Consider the following 19,077-nt stretch of genomic DNA (forward strand, 5'->3'; position numbering starts at 1 on the left):
CGGGGTACTGGCACGGCATGATCACCATTGGGGTCGAGGAAGAGTACATGCTGCTCGATCCGGACACCTTCCTGCCGGTACCGCTCGCGGAACAGGTACGGGAGGCGGCCGGTCTCGGGCCGATCGTCGAAGAGGCCGAGGTCCAGTCGGAGCTTCTGCAGGCGCAGGTGGAGGTGGCCACGCCCATCTGCACCGACCTGGAGGAGGTCGGCGGCCATCTGCTGCGCCTCCGGCACGCGGTCGGCGCGGCGGCGGAGAAGAACGGCTGCCGGCTCGCGGCCTGCGGGACGCCTCCCTATCGGCAGGAGGCGCCCGTCCCGGTGACACGCCAGGCCCGCTATCTGGCGATGCGTTCCCAGGCCCCGCAGCTCGTGGCGGAGCAGCTGGTCAACGGCATGCATGTGCACGCCGCGGTGCCGGACCGGGCGATGGGCGTCGCGGTCCTGAGCCGTATCCGGGTCTGGCTGCCCGTCCTGGTCGCCATGTCCGCGAACTCACCCCTCTGGGACGGCAACGACACCGGCTTCGCGAGCTGGCGCACGGTGATCTTCGGCCGCTGGCCGGTCAGCGGCCCGCCGCCCTCCTTCAGCTCGCTCGCCGACCACGAGAGCCGTGTCCGCTCGCTCCTGGACAGCGGCGTCATCACCGACACCGGTCAGCTGTACTGGCAGGCCCGCCTCTCCGACCGGTACCCCACGGTCGAGGTCCGCTGCCCGGACGTCCAGCTCCGGGCCGACACGGCGGTCATGCTCGCCGGGATCGTCCGGGCGCTGGTCGCGACGGCGATACGTGAGGAGAAGGCGGGAGCCCCGCTGCCGCACTGCCCGCCGGAACTGCTGCAGGCGTCGAACTGGCACGCCGCACGGCACGGGTTGAGCGGCCTGCTGGTGGACCCGGCAGGCCGGGCACGCCGCGCCGGTGACGTGCTGTGCATGCTGCTCGACCATGTCACGCCGGCCCTCGACGAGGCCGGCGACACCCGTGAGGTGACCTCGCTGGCCCACCGCCTGCTCCAGGAGGGCACCCCGGCGGACCGGCAGCGCCAGGCACTGGCCGAGGGCGGCATGGCGGCTCTCGTGGGGCTGATCACCGAGGAGACGGTCGCTCCCTGACGCTCCGTCCCCCGCCCTTGCCATGCCCGTTGCCGAGCAAATAACATACAGACATGTTTGTATGTGAGTGCTCATGACGGCGGCCGGTGACGCGAAGGCAACCCGCCGCACGCAGGCGGACAGGCGGGCTCGCACCAGGAACGCCCTGCTGGAGGCGGCGGCCCGGGGACTGTCCACGTACGGGTACGCCAATCTGGCGCTGGAGCGGGTGGCCGGCGACGCCGGCTACACGCGCGGCGCCCTCTACCACCAGTTCGCCGACAAGGAGGATCTGGCGCTCGCGGTCGTGCGCTGGGTCGAGGAGACCTGGCAGGCCGAAGTGGGCCGCCCGGCCGCCGCGGAGGCCGAGGCCGTCGAGGCGCTCCTGGCCATCGCGCGCGGCCACGCCGTCTACTGCCGGCGTGACATCGCCCAGGTCCTGCTGACGCTGCGGGTGGAGTTCGCCGGGCAGGACCATCCGGTCGGCCGGGCGATCGCCGAGATCGTCGACCGGCTCACCGCCGACTGCGCCGCACTGATCGCCGCCGCGCGCGCGAGCGGCGCGATCCCTCCCGGACCGCCGCCCGCCACGACGGCGGCCGTCTTCCTCGGCGTCGTCGAAGCGGTCGGCATCGAGCTGGCCGGACAGACCCCCTACGACATCCAGCTCACGGAACGGGCGGTGCGGGGCGTACTCGGCCTGCCGCCCGCCGCGCCCTCACCGGCGCGTCCCGACGAGGAAACCCACGCATGAAGCTCCCCGACACCGCACACACCTCGCGCCCGTGGCGCATCCACCAGATAGCCCCCGATTTCCGGCTCGAGGACGTGTGGGCGTTGCCGACACCGGGCGGCCCGGACGATCTCCCCCGCCTGGTGGCGAGCATGGTGGGGGACGGAGCGAACAGTTTTCCCGAGGGCGCCCCGCCCGTCGTGCGCTTCCTCTGGAACGCCAGGCAGAGGATCGGCGCCTTGCTCGGCCTCGACGGCGCCGACAGCGGCGTCGGCACCAGGGTGAGCTCGCTCAGGGACCGCCTGCCCACCGACCTGCGGGAGGGCCCCCGAGGCCCCGACTTCACGGACGTCCCCCTCACCTCCCTGTACCTGCTGCAGGACGAGTGGGCGGCGGAGATGGCCAACCGTACGGTCCACACGATCATGCACATCGGCTGGGTCCCGGACGGGTCCGGCGGCTACCACGGCCAGATGGCGGTCCTGATCAAGACCAACGGACGGTTGGGCGCGGCGTACATGGCGGCGATCAAGCCCTTCCGTCACTGGCTCGTGTATCCGGCGTTCCTCCGGAGCGTCCAGCGCGACTACGCGGCGAGCGCCGAATCGGTGTGAGGCCCCCCACGTCCTGATCAGTACACCTGGCCGCCGCCGAAGCTGTTCGTACGGACGCTCTCCCAGGGCCCTGTCCGGCGGTGGGTGATGTCGTGGGGCGGAGCGGGGCGTGAGCGGCGGCGGGTGGGTTGTTCGCCGCGGGTCTCCGAGACGAGGAGGTCCACGCCGGCCAGCAGGTCCTCCCGCGCGGCCGTCTCCCGCAGGCGATGGGCCGCGCTGCCCGCGCTCACCGTCTGCCGGGCGAGTTCCTGGACCAGGTCCCAGTCGCCGTACGCCTCCAGCATGGGACGCGTGTGTCGCAGCAGGGTCTGTACGACCTGGGCCGCGGGGGCCGGGCGGCGGGTCTCGGGGTCGATCAGCTCCGCCTCGAGCCCCGAGCGGGCGGCGCGCCAGGTCGCCGCACGCAACCATTCGTGCCTGCCGTCGCATCCCGTACGGCCGCCGGTCGCCGCCAACCGGGCGCAGGCCTCCGTCACCAGCGCGCGGAACAGTCCGGCGATCATCACCACCGTCTCGACGCGGGGGCAGGCGTCGCAGACGCGGAGCTCAAGGGTCTGCTGGTGGGCGGAGGGCCGTACGTCGTAATAGATCATTCCCGCGTCGCTGATCACCCCCGACCCGATGAGTCCCGCCACGGTGCCGTCATAGTCCTCGGCGCCCGCGAAACAACCGGCCGGACCGGCCGTGGGCCAGCGCTGCCACACCATCGTCCGCCAGCTCGCGTAACCCGTGTCGGCACCCAGCCAGAACGGGGAACTGGCCGACAGCGCCAGCAGGGGCGGCAGCCACGGCCCCACCGCGCACATGGCGCGTACGGCGGTCTCGTGGTCGGGGATGTCCACATGCACCTGCGCCCCGCATATCAGCTGCTCGTCGGCGACCCGGCGGTACTCGCGGGCCATCTTCTCGTACCGCGGCGCGGGTGTGATGCGGACGGACTCGACCCGGCCGAGCGGTGCGGCGCCGGCGGCCACGACGGCCAGGCCCTGACGCGACGCGGCCGCGTCGAGACGCTGTCGGGAGCGGCACAGGTCGGCGTGGAGCCCCCGCAGGGAGGTGTGGACCTCGCTATTGGTCTCGACCATCGACTGGGACAGCTCGTGCGTGTACGTCCCGCGGGGCAGCCCCGCGAGCAGCGCGTCGGCGCGGGGTACGAGTGATCCGCTTTCCACGTCGATCACATGGAACTCTTCCTCAACCCCCATGCGAACGGTCACGACCACTCTCCAGGGACGGGGTCGACCGTCGTCGGGTCGACTGTATGTGCGGCAGATGCCCCGAACTGGTGCTTTTAGGCCCCTTATCCTCACCCGTCCGTCGCGCCTCAGGGCCCAAGAAAGCCCGCGCTTGCAACTAACGCGCGTGTGCAAGTATTGTTGACGCTAGCAAAGCGCCTACGCAAACATTTTTGGAAGGTACTCCTCATGCCGCTCGCGCTTCTCGCCCTCGCGATGGGGGCCTTCGGAATCGGTACGACAGAATTCGTGATCATGGGCCTGCTGCCCGACGTCGCGGCCGGTTTCGGTGTCTCCATCCCCACCGCTGGCTTCCTCGTCACCGGCTACGCCCTCGGTGTCGTCGTGGGCGCGCCGCTGCTGACCGTGATCGGCACCAAGGTGACCCGCAAGCGGATGCTGATGATCCTCATGGGGTTGTTCGTACTCGGCAACGCGCTGTCCGCCGTCGCCCCCAGCTTCGGCGTCATGGTGGCCGGCCGGATCGTCGCCTCGCTCGCCCACGGTGCCTTCTTCGGAATCGGCTCCGTCGTGGCGGCCGAGCTGGTCGCCCCGGAGAAGAAGGCCGGCGCCATCGCCATGATGTTCACCGGCCTCACCGTCGCCAATGTCGTCGGCGTCCCCGGCGGCACCCTCATCGGCCATGCCATCGGCTGGCGCACCACGTTCGTCATCGTCGCCGCGCTCGGCGTCGTGGGTCTCCTCGGCATCGCCAGGCTCGTCCCCGACACGCCGAAGCCCGAAGGCGTCCGCGTACGGCACGAACTGGCCGCGTTCAAGAACGCCCAGGTGCTCCTCGCCATGGCGATGACCGTGCTCGGCTTCGGCGGGGTCTTCGCCGCCATCACCTACATCGCGCCCATGATGACCGAGGTCGCCGGCTACGCCGAGTCCTCCGTCACCTGGCTGCTCGTCCTGTTCGGCCTCGGCATGGTCGTGGGCAACCTCGTCGGCGGCAAGTACGCCGACCGCAGGCTGATGCCGATGCTCTTCATCTCCCTCGGCGCGCTCGCCGTCGTTCTCGCGCTCTTCACGCTGACGGCCCACGACAAGGTCCTGGCGGCGATCTCCATCGCGCTCGTCGGCGCCCTCGGCTTCGCCACCGTGCCGCCGCTGCAGAAGCGGGTCCTCGACCACGCGCACGGCGCGCCGACCCTCGCCTCCGCCGTCAACATCGGCGCCTTCAACCTCGGCAACGCGCTCGCCGCCTGGCTCGGTGGCCTGGTCATCGCGGCGGGCCTCGGCTACACCGCGCCCAACTGGGTCGGTGCCGCCCTGGCCGCGGCCGCGCTCCTGCTGGCCTTCGTCTCGGCCGGCCTGGAGCGCCGCGACCGGGTGGCGGGCCGGGGTGTGACGGGGCACGTCGTCGCCGGACAGGCCGGCGCGCGGGCTGCCGAGCCCTCGACGGCCGCCACCGACAGGCCGACCGCGTCCACCCTCCACTGACGGCGCACGACCACCCCATACGTACACGGCACATGGCAGGCGGCCCGGCGCCCGTACCTCTCCGGGCCATGGCACGGCGAGTCGTCGGCCGATTCCCGGCCTGTTCCCCTTCCGTACCGAAGAGTTCGAGAGGCTGTGGAAGAACCCCGGCACGGCGAGTGCTACGGGAACAGCGGCAGACTGGCTCGTACGAGACGGAAGGGACGGGCACCGGTCATGAAGATCGATCTCACCGACACCACCTCAAGCAAGATCAACAAGGCGATCCTGTCGGGCCGCCGGTCCATCGGGATGCCGGCCGTCGGAATGGTGCTCACGCTCGTCATCGTCACCGACGAGGAGAACGCCTACGACTCGCTCAAGGCCGCCAACGAAGCGTCGCACGAGCACCCCTCCCGCACGCTCGTGGTGATCAAGCGGCACGCCCGTTCGCCGCGTGAGAGGCACGAGGCCCGCCTGGACGCGGAGGTCCGCGTGGGCAGCGACGCGGGCGCCGGTGAGACCGTACTGCTGCGGCTGCACGGCGAACTCGGCGCGCGGGCCGACTCCGTCGTCCTGCCGCTGCTGCTGCCCGACGCGCCCGTCGTCGTCTGGTGGCCGGTGGACGCGCCCGAGGTGCCGTCCAAGGATCCGCTGGGTTCGCTCGCCCAGCGCCGGATCACCGACGCGTACGCCGTCGAGGATCCGCTGGCGGCGCTCGCGGCGCGCGCCGCGTCGTACGCACCCGGCGACACCGACCTGGCCTGGACCCGGCTCACCCCGTGGCGTTCGATGCTCGCCGCGGCGCTCGACCAGGCCCGTGCGACCGTGATCTCGGCCGCCGTGGAGAGCGAGGCCGACAATCCGAGCGCCGAGCTGCTGGCCCGCTGGTTCGCGGACCGGCTGCGGGTCCCGGTCGAACAGGTCGTCACCGAGGGGCCGGTGGTCACGGCCGTCCGGCTGGGCACGCCCGACGGGGAGATCCGCATCGACCGGCCCGAGGGGCCGGTGGCGAGGCTGGTGATTCCCGGTCAGCCCAGCCGCGTCCTGGCCCTGAAGGTACGGACGACCGCCGAGCTGATCGCGGAGGAGCTGCGCCGCCTCGACCCCGACGAGATCTACGCCTCGGCCCTCCGCGCCCAGATCACCCCGCCGCCGCCGGTCCAGCCCGTGACGGAGCCCTCGCCGGCGGCCTCCTGACAGGGCCTCCCTGTCGGCGACATGGTCTGCGCCTGTCTCACGTCGGCGCGGTGACCTCCGCCATCCGAGCGCGGCGGGTCACCGTACGCGGCACGAACACCATGCCGAGGAGCGGCACCAGGCCGAGCACGAGCCAAGGCACCGGACCCGGCCGCTCCAGAAGCGCTCCGGCCGGGGCCGCGCCCAGCAGCACGACCAGGCCGGAGAGGGACGAGAGCGCGCCCGTGAACAGCCCGAGCCGCTCGGGGTCGACGAGCTCGGGTACGCACGCGCGGGCCGCCGGGACGACCAGCATCTGGCCGAGGGTGAGGAGCACGGTGAAGGCGACGGCCGGCCACAGGCCGCCGAGCGTGAGCAGCGCGCCGGTCGCCGCGAACGCGACCGCGATCAGCGCCAGTCCGCAGCGGACCATGCCCGGCCAGCTCAGCCGCGCCGCCGCCCGGCGCTCCAGCGGCAGCTGGCCGACGACGACCAGGACGGAGGAGAGGGCGAACAGCCAGCCGAGCGCCTGCTGCGAGCCGGTGGCCCGGTCGAGCTCGGCCGGCAGCGCGAGATAGAGCTGGTTGTACGAAAGGAGATAGGCGGAGTACGCGAGGGCGAGGCCCAGGAAGCGGCGGTTGCGCAGCAGCGGCCGCCACTCCGTCGCGGTCCGCCGCGCTTCGGGCCGCGTGCCGGGCATGAGGCGCCAGTGACCGGCCAGGACGACGGCGAACACCACGGCCCCGGCCAGACAGGCGGCCCTGAAGTGGCCGCCCGAGGCGCCTCCGTCGCCCGAACCCGTCCCGTACAGCAGCAGCGCGCCGACGACCGGGCCGACGAGGGCGCCCGCCTGCCCGCCGGTGGAGAACAGGGCCAGCGTCCGGGTACGGGCCGGGCCCCCGCCGATCTCGACGCGGACGGCCTCGCGCGCGATCTCCGTCTCGACCGCCGGGGAGAAGAGGGCGGCGGCGAACCCGACCAGGACCACGGCACCGGCGACCGCCCAGGTGGAGGCGGCGAAGGCGAGCCAGACGAAGCCCGCGACGCGCAGCGCGCAGCCGGTGAGGACGATCGGCCGGGCGCCGTACCGGTCGGTCAGCGCGCCGCCGACGACGAACATGCCCTGCTGGCTGAAGGTGCGCAGGCCCAGGATCAGCCCGACCAGCCAGCCGCCGAGTCCCAGGGCGCCGCCCAGGTGGTCGGCGAGATAGGGCAGGACGGCGAAGAAGCCGACGTTGAAGGCGAACTGACTGAGGATCAGGAGCCGGGTCAGGGAGGTCACGCGACGAGCTTTCCGTTCCGCATGGTGAGGACACGGTCGCTCATGTGCCGCACGGCCGCCATGTCGTGGGAGATGAAGAGGCAGCCGAGGCCGAGCCGGTCCTGGAGGTCGAGGAGGAGGTTGAGAACGCCGGCCCGCAGGGACGGGTCGAGCGCCGAGACGGGTTCGTCGAGGACGAGGAGGTCGGGGTCGCTCGCCAGGGCGCGGGCGATCCCCGCCCGTTGGCACTGCCCGCCGGACAGCTCGTGCGGCAGCCGCTCGCCGTGGGAGTCGTCGAGTCCGACGCTGTCCAGGAGCTCGGCGACCCGGCCGGGCCCCGCCGTCCGCGACCAGCGCCCCTGGACGCGCAACGGCTCGGCGATCTGGTCGCGGATCCGCCGGCGCGGGCTCAGCGAGCCGTACGGGTCCTGGAAGACGGGCTGGAGGCGCGGCCGTACCGCACGCAGCTCCCGCCCGCCGAGCCCGGTCAGCTCCACGCCGTCGAAGCGGACGGAGCCGCTGTGCGGGCGCCGCAGCTGCAGCACGGCCGCGGCGGTGGACGACTTTCCGCAGCCGGACGGGCCGACGAGCCCGACCGTCTCACCGGCGCCCACCTGGAACGAGACTCCGTCGACGACGGTGGCCGGTCCGTACCGTACGACCAGGTCGCGGACGTCGAGCAGCGGGTTCATACGGTCTCCGGGACGGTGGGACGGCAGGCGGCCTCCCGACCGTACGACCAGGTCGCGGACGTCGGGCAGCGGGGGTTCACGGTCTCCGGGACGGTGGCGAGATGGCAGGCGACCTCGCGCCCGTCGACCGGGCGCGGCTCGGGTGCCCGGGTCCGGCAGTGGTCGACGGCGTGCGGGCAGCGGGGGGCGAAGGCGCAGCCCGTCGGCGGCTCGCCCGGCGCGGGCGGCCGGCCGGGCAGGGCGGGCAGCCGGGTCCTCGGCGTGCCGTCGACGGCCGGCAGGGAGGCGAGGAGTCCGGCGGTGTACGGCGCCAGAGGCCGGGTCAGGACCCGCTCCACCGGTCCGTACTCGGCCAGGAGCCCGGCGTAGACGACCGCCATCCGGCCGGCGTGGGCGCGTACGACCTCGATGTCATGGGTGACCAGGACGAGGGAGGCGCTGGTGGCCGAGCACCGCTCGCGGAGGAGCCCGAGCACCTTCTCCTGCGTCTCCGGATCGAGGGCGGTGGTGGGCTCGTCGGCGACGACCAGCTCGGGTTCGTTGACCAACGCCATCGCCAGCACCGCGCGTTGCCGCATGCCGCCGGAGAACTCGTGCGGATGGCAACGCGACTTGGCGGCCGGAATGCCGACCGCCTCCAGGGCGGCCTCGGCCCGCCGCCGCGCCTCCCTCCGGGAAAGACCCTGGACCGACCGCAGGGCGAGCGACAGCTGTTCGCCCACGGGGTGGACGGGGGAGAGGGCCGACAGCGAGTCCTGGGGTACGAGCGCGATCCGGCGGCCCCAGTCGGCGGGCGTGACCGGCGCGCCGTTCAGGAGCACCTCGCCCTCGACCGACGCCCCGCGCGGGACCATGCCGAGCAGGGCGCGGGCGGTCAGGGACTTCCCGGCCCCCGACTCACCGACCAGGGCCAGGACCTCGCCGGGGAGCACGTCGAAGGAGACGCCGCGCACCACGTCCACGCCGTCGAATCCGACGCGCAGCCCGCGCACCGAGAGCACAGGGTCAGACCGCACCGCGGACCGCCTTTCCTCGTACGGACAGGGATCGGGCAGGGCGGCGCGGCCGGACCGCGGCGAGGGTGACGGCGAGCGCGGCCAGCAGCGCCAGCGCGATCGCGGGCGCCAGGGCCGCCACCGGCGCCCGCTCGACGTAGTCGGCGGACTCGTCGAGCAGCAGACCCCACTCCGGGGACGGCGGCTGCGCGCCGAGCCCGAGGAAGCCGAGCGAGGCCAGCGCCAGCGCGATGCCGGGCAGGCGCAGCACGGCGTGCCGGCCGACCGGGCCGGCCACGGACGGCAGGACGTGACGGCTCACGATCCACAGCGGGCTCGCGCCCATCGCCCGCTGCGCCGCGAGGAACGCGGAGGCGCGCACCTCCTGGGTGAGGGCCGCCGCGTGGGCGGCGAGCGGAGGCCAGGAGACCACGGTGACGGCGAGCGCCGCGGCGCCGGTGCCGGGTCCCGTCGCGGCGGCCACCAGGATGCCGGCGACGACCGGGGGCACGGCGTTGGCGATGTCGGCGAGGCCTGAGGCGAGCCGCGGCAGGAAGCCGAGTCCGAGGGCGAGCAGATACCCGAGCAGACCGACGCCGGCCGCCGTGCCGATCGTCGACGCCGCACCGTGTCCGAGCCGGGCGAGGACGTCGCGGCCCAGCGCGTCGGTGCCCAGCGGGTGCGCGGGGGAGGGGGCGGCGAGACGGGCCGCGGTGTCGATCGCGTACGGCTCACGGAGCAGCCCCCAGCCGATCACGGCGAGCAGGACCGCGCCGAGGACGACCGGGACGGCGGCCGGGACCCGGACCGGGCGGGCGGGCGGCAGCGTGAGGCCCGCGTCGCGCAGCGCGGGTCCCAGCAGCCTGCGGCGTACGGCGGCGGCCAGCGCGCCCACGAGCAGTCCGAGCGCCAGCAGCGCGAGCACCGACCCCTGGAGAAGCGGAAGATCCTGCGACTTGGCCGCGCCCAGGGCCGTACGGCCGAGGCCGGGTACCGCGAAGACGGTCTCCACGGCGACCGCGCCGCCGGTCAGACCGACGGCCACCATGCCGAACTGCGGCACCAGCGGCGGCAGCGCGCGCCGCAGCGCGGCCGCGGCGATCCGCGCCCTGCCGACACCCGCGCCGCGCCACAGCTCCACCCAGCGCTCGTCGAGGACGGCGGGCAGAGCGTCGGCGACCAGCCGGCCGAGCAGCGCGCCCGCGGGGACGCCGAGGGCGAGCGCCGGAAGCACCAGATGCGCCGGGCCGGCCCAGCCGGAGGTCGGGAACCAGCCGAGCCACACGCCCGCCACGATCAACAGGCCGAGGGCGAGCAGGAATTCGGGGACGGCGGCGAGCGCCGCGGCCCACGCCCCCGTGGTGGCCCGCCCCCGGACGAGTACCGGCGCGGCCAGGACGGAACCCAGCAGCAACGCCACGGCGAGCGCCGCGCCCATCAGGGTCAGGGACACCTGGAGCCCGGCGGCGACCGAGGGGAACACGTCCGTGCCGGACACCCAGGAGACCCCGAGGTCCCCGTGGAGCAGACCGCCCGCCCAGCCGCCGAGGAGTCCGAGCGGACCGGCGTCCAGGCCGAGGTCCGCGCGGATCGCGGCCAGTGCCTCGGGTGTCGGCTCCTGCTCGGCGGAGCGCGCCCGCAGCAGACTCAGCGCGGGATCCTTCCCCGACAGCCACGGCAGCAGTCCGGTCACGGTCAGGACCGCGACCAGACCGGCGGCCCTCGCCAGTGCCGTCCTCACTCGACGGAGGTGTCGAGCGTGACGAGGGCGCGCTCCCGGGGGTCGTGCGCGGCGCCGCTCACCCGCGCCGCGTCGCCCTGGACGACGCGCTCGTGCAGCAGGGGCACGGCGGCGTCGGTGGCCAGGACGGCGGCCTCGGCCCGTACGACGGCCCGGCGCCGCGCGTCACCGGTCGCGGTCGCCGCGGCCGTGGCCAGGGCGCGGTCGACGGCGGGGTCGGAGAGCTGGGAGATGTTGAAGGAGCCGTCGCCCGCGAAGTCGCTGTACAGATAGGCGGCCGGGTCGCCGGAGTCGAGGACGGTGGCCCGGGACAGGATGAAGGCGTCGAACTTGCCGGCCAGGGCGTCGGCCTCGATGTTGGCGTACTCGCGTACGTCGAGCGTGACCTTGAACCCGGCGGCCTGCAGCTGCTGCTGGAGGACCTGGGCGACCTCGGGCAGCTCCGCCCGGTCGGTGAAGGTGCCGACGGTGATGCGGGCGTTCTCGGGGGCGGCGGCCCGCTGGCGCGGGACCGTGCCGCGCAGCTTCGCGGCCCAGGGCAGGGCGGGACCGAGGAGGCCGCCGGCGATGTCGGCCCGGCCCTCGTACACGCTCGTCACGATCTGCCGTGCGTCGATCGCCTCGCGCGCCGCCGCCCGCAGCCCGGGGTTCTTGAACGGGCCGGAGGAGGTGTTGAGATACAGGGTGTTGGTGCGCGGCATCGGCACCTCGGTGATGAGCTTGGGGTCGAGGAGCCGGGCCTGCGAGACCGGTACGGCCTCGACGATGTCGGCCTCGCCGCTGCGCAGCGCCGCGGCGCGCGCGGTGCCGTCGGGGACGAAGGTCACGTCGATGCCGGAGGCCTTGGCGCGGCCACCCCAGTAGCCGTCGTAGCGGTTCAGCGCCGCCGACGCGGTGCCCCGTACGGTGACGAGCTCGAAGGGTCCGGTGCCGGTGCCGACCGGGCTCACCGTCTTCCCCCGGTAGGCCTTGGCGGCCAGGATCGACAGCTGCGGTGAGCTGAGCCGCTGCGGTACGAGGGGGTCCGGGGCGGCCGTGGTGACGGTGACCGTGTGCGGGCCGGCGGCCCGGACGGTGAGGTCGACGCCGTCGAGGATGCGCGGCTTCGGCGCGGCGCCGACGGCCACGGTCAGGGACTTGACGACGGAGGCGGCGGTCAGGGCCGTGCCGTCGTGGAAGGTGACGCCCTCGCGGAGGGTGAACGTCCAGGTCCGGCCGGTCTGCTTCCACGCGGTGGCGAGGGCGGGGGTGGCGTTGCCGTCCTTGTCGAGGGAGACGAGGGTCTCGGCGGTGGACCAGCGGGAGAGCTTGAACGCGTCGTCGGAGAGGGGGGAGAGGCCCGAGCGCGGCGGCTGCATCATCGCCACGCGGACCCGTCCGTCGCCGGAGCCGCCGGACGCGGCCGATCCGGTCTGGCCGGCGAAGCATCCGCTGAGGAGGGCGGAGGCGGTGGTCAGCGCCAGGGCGGACAGCAGTCCGCGGCGGCGTATGGAGGAGGGCGAGGGCAGGGGCAAGGGAGGTCACCTGGGTGTGCGCAGGGTGGGTGGAGCACCGAACCCTAGCATTATGACAATCGTTTTCATCCCGTCGGTCTGGGGGTGGGCCCCAGGCGGCCCGGCCCGGGAAGTCGGGCCGGGAAGGCGGGGCCGGGAAAGCGGCCGGGAAGTCGGGCCGGGAAGGCGGGCCCGTCCCGGCGTGCGCGCGCGGCACGCAAGGCGGAGCATGAATCTGAAAGGGAGCGGTAATCGGGGGCGGTGACCCAGGAGGGTGCCATGTCCGTCCCGGTGAGCGACGACGCGCTCGTCGTGCTGCGGAACGTCGACAAGCACTTCGGCGCGCTCCATGTGCTCCAGTCCATCGACATGACGGTCGGACGCGGCGAGGTCGTCGTCGTCATCGGCCCCTCCGGCGGTGGGAAGTCGACGCTCTGCCGGGCCATCAACCGGCTGGAGACCATCGACTCCGGCGAGATCCTCATCGACGGCAAGCCCCTGCCCGAGGAGGGCCGGGAGCTCGCCGCCCTGCGCGCCGACGTCGGCATGGTGTTCCAGTCGTTCAACCTCTTCGCCCACAAGACCGTTCTCGAGAACGTCACCCTGGGGCAGATCAAGGTCCGCAAGAAGGACAGGAAGGAGGCCGAACGACGGGCCCGGCAACTCCTCGACCGGGTGGGCGTCGCCTCTCAGGCCGACAAGTATCCCGCCCAGCTCTCCGGCGGCCAGCAGCAGCGCGTGGCGATCGCGCGGGCACTGGCCATGGAACCGAAGGTGATGCTCTTCGACGAGCCCACCTCGGCCCTCGACCCCGAGATGATCAACGAGGTGCTGGAGGTCATGCAGCAGCTCGCCCGTGACGGAATGACCATGGTCGTCGTCACCCACGAGATGGGATTCGCCCGCTCCGCCGCCAACCGCGTCGTGTTCATGGCCGACGGCCGGATCGTGGAGGAGACGACGCCGGACCAGTTCTTCAGCAACCCGCGCAGCGACCGTGCCAGGGACTTCCTGTCGAAGATCCTGCACCACTGAGCCACGACCGACGCGCGCCCAGAGCCCCAGGGGTGAAGACATGAACCCGCGCAAGCTCACCAAGGCCGGTCTCGCCGCTGCCGCGGCGCTCGCCCTCTCCCTCACCGCGGCAGGCTGCGGCGACGGAGGGAACGGCGGAGCCGGCGCCGACCCCGAGAAGATCACCGTCGGCATCAAGTTCGACCAGCCCGGCATCGGGCTGAAGACCCCGGACGGTACCTACACCGGCTTCGACGTCGACGTGGCCACGTATGTCGCCCGGGAGCTCGGTCACGATCCCGGCGACATCGAATGGAAGGAGGCCAAGAGCGCCGACCGCGAGACGATGCTCCAGCGCGGCGACGTCGACTTCATCGCGGCCTCGTACTCGATCAACGACGAACGGGCCGAGAAGGTCGACTTCGCCGGACCGTACCTCCTGGCCCACCAGGACGTGCTGATCCGCGCGGACGACACCTCCATCACCAAGCCCTCGGACCTGAACAACAAGAAGCTCTGCTCGGTCACCGGCTCCACCTCCGCGCAGAACGTCAAGACCCGACTCGCCCCGCAGGCCCAACTCCAGGAGTACGGCGGTTACTCCGAGTGCCTGACCGGTCTGGAGAACGGCGTCGTCGACGCGCTCACCACCGACGACTCGATCCTCGCCGGCTACGCCGCACAGGACGAGTTCAAGGGCAAGTTCAAGCTCGCCGGCTTCAAGCTGAGCAACGAGAACTACGGCATCGGCGTACAGAAGGGCAGCGAACTGAAGGCACGGATCAACACGGCCCTGGAGAAGATGGTCGCCGACGGTTCCTGGGACGCGGCCGTGAAGAAGAACTTCGGACCGGCCGACTACAAGAACGAGCCCGCACCCAAGATCGGCGTCATCGTCAAGTGAGCAGGCCGACGTGTTCGACTTCCTCGAAGGTTACGACCTGCTGGGAGCCTTCTGGGTGACGGTGCAGCTCACCGTCTACTCCGCGATCGGCTCCCTGATCTGGGGGACGCTGCTGGCCGCCATGCGCGTCAGCCCCGTCCCCCTGATGCGGGGCTTCGGCGCCGCCTACGTCAACATCGTCCGCAACATCCCCCTCACGGTGATCATCGTCTTCACCTCGCTGGGCCTGTTCCAGACGCTCGGCGTCAGCCTGGGAGCCAAGGACTTCACCACCATCAACTTCCGGCTCGCCGTGCTCGGACTGATCGCCTACACCGCCGCCTTCGTCTGCGAGGCGCTCCGGTCGGGGATCAACACCGTGCCCGTCGGACAGGTGGAGGCGGCCCGCGCCATCGGGCTCAACTTCCCGCAGGTGCTGCGGCTCATCGTGATGCCCCAGGCCTTCCGCTCGGTGGTCGGTCCGCTCGCCAACGTGCTCATCGCCCTCACCAAGAACACCACCGTCGCCGCCGCCATCGGCGTCGCCGAAGCCGCCCTGCTGATGCGGGAGATGATCGAGAACGAGGCGCAGCTGATCCTCATCTCCGCGATCTTCGCCGTCGGCTTCATCTGCCTCACGCTTCCGACCGGCCTCTTCCTCGGCTGGCTGAGCAAGAAGGTGGCGGTGAAGCGATGAAGGAGCGGCCCACCGTCCTGTACGACGTCCCGGGACCCCGTGCCCGCCGGCGCGACATCCTCTACACCGCGCTCTTCCTGGTGGCCCTCGCCGCGCTGATCTGGTGGGTGGTGCGGAGCCTCGCCGACAAGAACCAGCTCGACTGGGCCAAGTGGGCACCCTTCTTCACGGACTCCCGCACCTGGACCACGTACATCTTCCCGGCCCTGGAGAACACCCTGATCGCCGCGGTGCTCGCCATGGCCATCGCCCTGCCCCTGGGCGCGCTGCTCGGCATCGGACGGCTCTCCGACCACCGGACGGTGCGCGCCGCGGCCGGTACGGTCGTGGAGTTCTTCCGCGCCATCCCGGTCCTGATCCTGATGCTCTTCGCCAACGCGGCCTACTCCGAGTTCACCGACATCAGCCCGGAGACGCGCCCGCTGTACGCGGTGGTCACCGGACTCGTCCTGTACAACGCCTCGGTCCTCGCCGAGGTCGTCCGGGCCGGCATCCTCGCCCTGCCCATCGGCCAGACCGACGCGGCCAAGGCGATCGGCATGCGCAAGGGCCAGACCATGCGGTACGTCCTGCTGCCGCAGTCGGTCACCGCCATGCTCCCGGCGCTCGTCAGCCAGCTCGTCGTCATCGTCAAGGACACCGCGCTGGGCGGCGCCATGCTCGGCTTCTCCGAGCTCCTCGCCTCCGTCCGGCCGATGAGCGCGAACTACGGCGCCAACACCATCGCCAGCTTCACGGTCGTCGCCGTCATCTTCGTCGCCCTCAACTTCGCGCTCACCACCTTCGCCGACCGGCTCGAACGCAGGCTGCGGCGCGCCAAGAAGTCGACGGGCGCGGTGGTCGGCGCCGACGCGGTGGACGAGCTGGCCAGGCCCGGCGAGCACATGGGACCGGCCCACGACACGAAGTGACCGCGGAGAGTACGCACCCCCGGGCCAAGTGCGGTCTCCCGTCGCGCGAGGGTGGCGTGCCGCGGAGCCGCGGACCGGACGTGCCGCGGGCCGGGCGCGCCGCATAGAGTCGACTCCGGCCCGGCTCCGCAGCACGGGCTCCCCTCGTACCGCCGACCCACCCCGAGGAGCATCCCCGTGACCGACCCGGCAGCCACCGCCGTGCAGCAGCAGATCGCCCGGGAACTGGAGGTTTCCGAGACGTTCGACCCGAGCGCCGAGATCGAGCGCCGGGTGGCCTTCCTCGCCGAGCGCCTCACCTCCACGGGGCTGCGCGCGCTCGTTCTCGGGATCAGCGGCGGCGTGGACTCCACGACCGCGGGCCGGCTCTGCCAGCTGGCCGTCGAGCGCGCCAGGGCCGCCGGCCACGACGCGACCTTCTACGCCATGCGACTGCCCTACGGCGTACAGGCCGACGAGAAGGACGCCCAGCTCGCCCTCGGCTTCATCGCAGCCGACCGGGTCCTGACCGTGGACGTCAAGCCCGCGAGCGACGCCGCTCTCGCGGCCTGCCTCGCCGGGGGAGTGGCCTTCCGGGACGCCCACCACCAGGACTTCGTGCAGGGCAACATCAAGGCCCGGCAGCGGATGATCGCGCAGTACGCCGTCGCCGGAGCCCATGACGGCCTCGTCGTCGGCACCGACCACGCCGCCGAGGCGGTCTCCGGGTTCTTCACCAAGTACGGCGACGGCGCCGCCGACGTCGTCCCGCTGACCGGCCTCACCAAGCGTCGCGTCCGGGCCGTCGCGGAGGCCCTCGGCGCCCCGGCCGAGCTGGTGTGGAAGACCCCGACCGCCGACCTGGAGACCCTGGACCCGGGCAAGCCCGACGAGGACGCCCTCGGGGTGACCTACGACGACATCGACGACTTCCTGGAGGGCAAGCCGGTGACGGAGTCCGCCTTCGCGTCGATCGTCCGCCGCTACGAGCTCACCGACCACAAGCGCCGGCTGCCCATCGCCCCCTGAGGGCGGCCCGCCCCCGGCGAGCGCGCGGTCGGTGACCTTGCTCGGAGACCTGCGTCTCGTGACGGGGTCGGGTGACGTGGTCGGGTGATGTGGCGCGACCATCCGGACGCCTCCGCGTGGCGGGGGCCGGGATGGCGCGCCGCGTGGTGTGCCCTGGAGGACGTCCACCGTCGCACGACCGGAAGGAAAGACCTCCATGCTCGGACAGTCGGCCGCGTTCAGCGGCTTCTCGGTGAACGATCTCGACGAGGCCCGCCGTTTCTACGCCGACACGCTCGGCCTCCCGGTCGAGGAGAGCGGCGAGGGGGACATGCGGATGCTCTCCCTCACCCTCGGCACCGGGGCCAAGGTGTTCGTCTACCCGAAGGACACGCACACCCCGGCGACCTTCACGATCCTCAACTTCCCCGTCGACGACATCGACGCGGCCGTGGAGGAACTCGGTCGGCGCGGGGTGACCCTGGAGCGCTACCCCGACTTCGACGCGGACGAGAAGGGCATCGTGCGGGACGAAGCCGCCGGTCTGGCCATCGCCTGGTTCACCGACCCCGCCGGGAACATCCTTTCGGTGCTCCAGGAGAGGTGACGACTGCTACCCTCATGCGCACCTAGTCAAATAGTTGCCTATGGGGGTTGGCTGATGCACCCGTTCCGCAAGGCCGTCGAGGCCGCCGACCACGCCGCCGTCGAAGCCATGCTCGCGGAGGACGTCGTCTTCACCAGCCCCGTGGCCTTCCGGCCGTACGAGGGCAAGGCGATCACCGCGTCGATCATCCGCGGGGTCTCCCGTGTCTTCACGGACTTCCGCTACGTCCGTGAGATCGCCGGGGCCGACGGCCGCGACCACGCGCTCGTCTTCACGGCGAAGGTCGGCGACAAGGAGATCAACGGCTGCGACTTCCTGCACATGGACGAGGACGGAAGGATCGACGACTTCGTCGTCATGGTCCGGCCGCTCTCGGCGGCCGCGGCCCTGGCCGAGGCGATGGGCGCGCAGTTCGACCGGATCGCGGCGGAGGCGGCGGGAGCGGCGGGACCGCCCCAGGCCGGGTGACGCCCCGGTCGGCCGACAGCCCCATGGCGCACCTCGCACCAGGGGGCTGTCGGCCGTGCGGTCGGGGACGCGGACCTCAGAGCGCCGAGCGCAGCGCCGGAAGGAGTTCCCGCTCCGCCCAGTCGAGGTAGGGCCGCTGGTGCTCGCCGCCGATCTGGACCAGGGCGATCTCGGTGAAGCCGGCGTCGGCGTACGGCCGGACCGCCTCGACGAAGGCGTCGACGTCCGAGCCGCAGGGGATCGACTCGGCCACGTCCTCGGGACGTACGAACTGCGTGGCCCCCGCGAAGCCCTCGGGGCCGGGCAGCTCGGCGTTCACCTTCCACCCGCCGCCGAACCAGCGGAACTGGTCGTGGGCCCGCTTCACCGCCGCGTCCCGGTCCGGGTCGTAGCAGACCGGCAGCTGGCCGACCCGCGGCTTGCCCGCCCCGCCGTGCCGGTCGAAGGCGTCGATGAGCTCGCTCTTCGGCTCCACGGCGATGACCAGGTCGGCGAGGCGCCCGGCGATCTCGCACGAGCGCTCCCCCGAGACGGCGACCCCGATCGGCGGCGGCTCGTCGGGCAGGTCCCACAGCCGCGCGTTCTCCACATCGAAGTGGGTGCCGTGATGGTTCACGTTGCCGCCCTCGAACAGGGAGCGGATGATGCCGACGGCCTCCTCCAGCATCTCCAGACGGACATGGGCGGCGGGCCAGCCCGCGCCCACCACATGCTCGTTGAGGTTCTCGCCCGATCCGAGCCCCAGCCGGAACCGCCCCTCGCTCAGCAGCTGCACGGTGGCGGCCTTCTGGGCGACGACCGCCGGGTGGTAGCGGACGGTCGGACAGGTCACGTACGTCATCAGCGGGATCCGCGAGGTGGCCTGCGCGGCGGCGCCGAGCACGCTCCACGCGTACGGGGCGTGCCCCTGCGACTCCAGCCACGGGAAGTAGTGGTCCGAGGTCACGGAGAAGTCGAAGCCCGCCTCCTCGGCCCGCACCACGTGCTCCACCAGGTCACGGGGGCCGGCCTGCTCGGTCATCATTGTGTATCCGATGTTCACCATGCCCCG

At 72.4% G+C, this 19,077-nt stretch carries 19 protein-coding genes; 12 read left to right on the top strand and 7 right to left on the bottom strand.

The annotated features are described in order from the left end of the window. Nucleotides 1-17 precede the first annotated feature (17 nt). From ACIRB4_RS11810 to ACIRB4_RS11820, 3 genes are all read left to right on the top strand, one after another. Nucleotides 18-1,112 carry a glutamate--cysteine ligase gene (locus ACIRB4_RS11810; protein WP_403290071.1) on the top strand — a complete coding sequence of 365 codons (1,095 nt, stop codon included), beginning with the start codon at nucleotides 18-20 and terminating at the stop codon, nucleotides 1,110-1,112. A 73-nt stretch (nucleotides 1,113-1,185) separates the two neighbouring features. Further along, nucleotides 1,186-1,845 (top strand): TetR family transcriptional regulator, encoded by a 660-nt coding sequence (locus tag ACIRB4_RS11815; protein ID WP_403290072.1) that lies wholly within the window; start codon nucleotides 1,186-1,188, stop codon nucleotides 1,843-1,845. Beyond that, the gene (locus ACIRB4_RS11820; RefSeq protein ID WP_403290073.1) at nucleotides 1,842-2,438 is read left to right on the top strand and encodes a DUF2867 domain-containing protein; all 597 of its coding nucleotides are present in this window, start codon (nucleotides 1,842-1,844) and stop codon (nucleotides 2,436-2,438) included. Before ACIRB4_RS11815 ends, ACIRB4_RS11820 begins: the two co-directional genes overlap by 4 nt. A 17-nt stretch (nucleotides 2,439-2,455) precedes the next feature. Here the strand turns inward: ACIRB4_RS11820 and ACIRB4_RS11825 are convergent, their stop codons facing one another. Next, nucleotides 2,456-3,655, bottom strand: coding sequence for a glutamate--cysteine ligase (locus ACIRB4_RS11825; RefSeq protein WP_403290074.1), 1,200 nt, complete (start codon nucleotides 3,653-3,655; stop codon nucleotides 2,456-2,458). A gap of 207 nt (nucleotides 3,656-3,862) precedes the next feature. Here ACIRB4_RS11825 and ACIRB4_RS11830 point away from each other — a divergent pair, with 207 nt between their 5' ends. Together ACIRB4_RS11830 and opcA are read left to right on the top strand one after the other, a co-directional pair. Further along, on the top strand, nucleotides 3,863-5,119 hold the full coding sequence (locus tag ACIRB4_RS11830) for an MFS transporter (protein WP_403290075.1): 1,257 nt from the start codon (nucleotides 3,863-3,865) through the stop codon (nucleotides 5,117-5,119). A gap of 216 nt (nucleotides 5,120-5,335) precedes the next feature. Next, nucleotides 5,336-6,298, top strand: a complete 963-nt coding sequence (gene opcA / locus ACIRB4_RS11835) for a glucose-6-phosphate dehydrogenase assembly protein OpcA (RefSeq protein ID WP_403290076.1) — start codon at nucleotides 5,336-5,338, stop codon at nucleotides 6,296-6,298. A gap of 37 nt (nucleotides 6,299-6,335) precedes the next feature. Here opcA and ACIRB4_RS11840 read toward each other — a convergent pair whose 3' ends face one another. From ACIRB4_RS11840 to ACIRB4_RS11860, 5 genes are read right to left on the bottom strand one after another with little or no spacing between them, the layout of a single operon-like run. Beyond that, complete coding sequence (locus tag ACIRB4_RS11840; RefSeq protein ID WP_403290077.1) at nucleotides 6,336-7,559, bottom strand: MFS transporter; 1,224 nt, start codon at nucleotides 7,557-7,559, stop codon at nucleotides 6,336-6,338. Continuing rightward, nucleotides 7,556-8,230, bottom strand: coding sequence for an ATP-binding cassette domain-containing protein (locus ACIRB4_RS11845; protein ID WP_403290079.1), 675 nt, complete (start codon nucleotides 8,228-8,230; stop codon nucleotides 7,556-7,558). The genes ACIRB4_RS11840 and ACIRB4_RS11845 overlap by 4 nt, the downstream gene beginning before the upstream one ends. Beyond that, entirely contained in the window at nucleotides 8,227-9,246 is a 1,020-nt protein-coding gene (locus tag ACIRB4_RS11850) for an ABC transporter ATP-binding protein (protein ID WP_403290080.1), read from the bottom strand. The genes ACIRB4_RS11845 and ACIRB4_RS11850 overlap by 4 nt, the downstream gene beginning before the upstream one ends. After that, nucleotides 9,236-10,966, bottom strand: a complete 1,731-nt coding sequence (locus ACIRB4_RS11855; protein ID WP_403290081.1) for an ABC transporter permease subunit — start codon at nucleotides 10,964-10,966, stop codon at nucleotides 9,236-9,238. The genes ACIRB4_RS11850 and ACIRB4_RS11855 overlap by 11 nt, the downstream gene beginning before the upstream one ends. Beyond that, entirely contained in the window at nucleotides 10,963-12,474 is a 1,512-nt protein-coding gene (locus ACIRB4_RS11860) for an ABC transporter substrate-binding protein (protein WP_403290458.1), read from the bottom strand. Before ACIRB4_RS11860 ends, ACIRB4_RS11855 begins: the two co-directional genes overlap by 4 nt. Before the next feature lie 264 nt (nucleotides 12,475-12,738). On the opposite strand from ACIRB4_RS11860, the gene ACIRB4_RS11865 reads away from it, so the two are divergent. From ACIRB4_RS11865 to ACIRB4_RS11895, 7 genes are all read left to right on the top strand, one after another. Continuing rightward, a complete protein-coding gene (locus tag ACIRB4_RS11865; protein ID WP_403290082.1) occupies nucleotides 12,739-13,494 on the top strand; it encodes an amino acid ABC transporter ATP-binding protein in 756 nt (251 codons plus the stop codon). A 40-nt stretch (nucleotides 13,495-13,534) separates the two neighbouring features. Then, nucleotides 13,535-14,377 carry a glutamate ABC transporter substrate-binding protein gene (locus ACIRB4_RS11870; protein WP_403290083.1) on the top strand — a complete coding sequence of 281 codons (843 nt, stop codon included), beginning with the start codon at nucleotides 13,535-13,537 and terminating at the stop codon, nucleotides 14,375-14,377. A 10-nt stretch (nucleotides 14,378-14,387) separates the two neighbouring features. Next, nucleotides 14,388-15,053, top strand: coding sequence for an amino acid ABC transporter permease (locus ACIRB4_RS11875; RefSeq protein WP_403290084.1), 666 nt, complete (start codon nucleotides 14,388-14,390; stop codon nucleotides 15,051-15,053). Then, nucleotides 15,050-15,964: an amino acid ABC transporter permease gene (locus ACIRB4_RS11880; RefSeq protein WP_403290085.1), complete on the top strand. Its 915-nt coding sequence runs from the start codon at nucleotides 15,050-15,052 to the stop codon at nucleotides 15,962-15,964. The genes ACIRB4_RS11875 and ACIRB4_RS11880 overlap by 4 nt, the downstream gene beginning before the upstream one ends. 177 nt (nucleotides 15,965-16,141) lie before the next feature. Beyond that, nucleotides 16,142-16,972, top strand: a complete 831-nt coding sequence (gene nadE / locus ACIRB4_RS11885; protein WP_403290086.1) for an ammonia-dependent NAD(+) synthetase — start codon at nucleotides 16,142-16,144, stop codon at nucleotides 16,970-16,972. Between the two features lie 196 nt (nucleotides 16,973-17,168). Next, nucleotides 17,169-17,558: a VOC family protein gene (locus tag ACIRB4_RS11890; protein ID WP_403290088.1), complete on the top strand. Its 390-nt coding sequence runs from the start codon at nucleotides 17,169-17,171 to the stop codon at nucleotides 17,556-17,558. Between the two features lie 54 nt (nucleotides 17,559-17,612). Beyond that, on the top strand, nucleotides 17,613-18,026 hold the full coding sequence (locus ACIRB4_RS11895; protein WP_403290090.1) for a nuclear transport factor 2 family protein: 414 nt from the start codon (nucleotides 17,613-17,615) through the stop codon (nucleotides 18,024-18,026). Between the two features lie 76 nt (nucleotides 18,027-18,102). Here ACIRB4_RS11895 and ACIRB4_RS11900 read toward each other — a convergent pair whose 3' ends face one another. Further along, nucleotides 18,103-19,071: an LLM class F420-dependent oxidoreductase gene (locus ACIRB4_RS11900; RefSeq protein WP_403290092.1), complete on the bottom strand. Its 969-nt coding sequence runs from the start codon at nucleotides 19,069-19,071 to the stop codon at nucleotides 18,103-18,105. Between the last annotated feature and the right edge of the window lie 6 nt (nucleotides 19,072-19,077).

The organism is Streptomyces sp. NPDC093600 (assembly GCF_044764755.1).
Classification (GTDB): domain Bacteria; phylum Actinomycetota; class Actinomycetes; order Streptomycetales; family Streptomycetaceae; genus Streptomyces.